This is a genomic window from Streptococcus mitis, assembly GCF_001579035.1.
Taxonomy (GTDB): Bacteria; Bacillota; Bacilli; order Lactobacillales; family Streptococcaceae; genus Streptococcus; species Streptococcus mitis_J.
In genome coordinates, this window is record NZ_KQ970309.1 from 1 (window position 1) to 732 (window position 732).

Annotated in this window: 1 protein-coding gene; it reads right to left on the minus strand. The window is 39.2% G+C overall.

Annotation, left to right across the window (positions count from 1 at the left end; all coding sequences use genetic code 11):
- Window positions 1–410: helix-turn-helix domain-containing protein (locus tag SMIDD26_RS10825; RefSeq protein WP_134990311.1), on the minus strand; the 410-nt coding region annotated here is incomplete at its 3' end.
- Window positions 411–732 lie beyond the last annotated feature (322 nt).

A 732-nucleotide genomic window follows, 5' to 3' on the forward strand; every position in this document is an offset into this window, starting at 1 on the left:
TGAGTTTTGAGGATATGATAGATGTGTTGTCCCTTTTTAACACCATCAGAAATGACTTTGTCCATGTCCCAGAAGGTCTTGGAATTGAGAGGAGTTCCTTCACGAGATTCGACAAGAGTTTGTTCGTACTGCTTTTGAGCTTGTTTAGCGAGGTATAAAATCTTCTTATAGCCACAATTCTGTCTTCTTTTAAGGCATCCGTTACAGACAAAGGGAGCTTTGTCGAGCAGAGGGCAAGGGAGGTTATCACAAGTAGACTCTCGGACTTGTCTGTTTCGTTTGACTTCTTTAGAAACAGTAGTAGGGTCTTTTAGAATGGATTGTCCGATAGCTTTGAAGGTTTCACCGCGCTCTAAGCCTAATTGGATGTCATTACGGTCTGAAAGGGTAAGGTGTTTATGTTTTGTCATAGTGAATCTCATTTCTAACTCAAACGTCTCACACTTAATTCCACCATAAAAATCCGTTTTAGACTAACTTCCACTTCGGTTAGGTAAGTGGAAGTTACTTTGAGAAGTTAGCTCACATTAAATTTAGATCATCAACATTGCTTAATGCTTGAACTATTGTAGATTATATGCTAGAATGTTGTTAGTGTATAAGGTTCATTAGAACACCAAAGCCCCTAACTATGTCGGTAGTTAAGGGTCTTTTTTGACGTATCTTAGCGATTTAACGGGTGTTTATAGGCTAGTCAGTCGGTCTACTTCTTACCATCTAGCCATTTGCAGA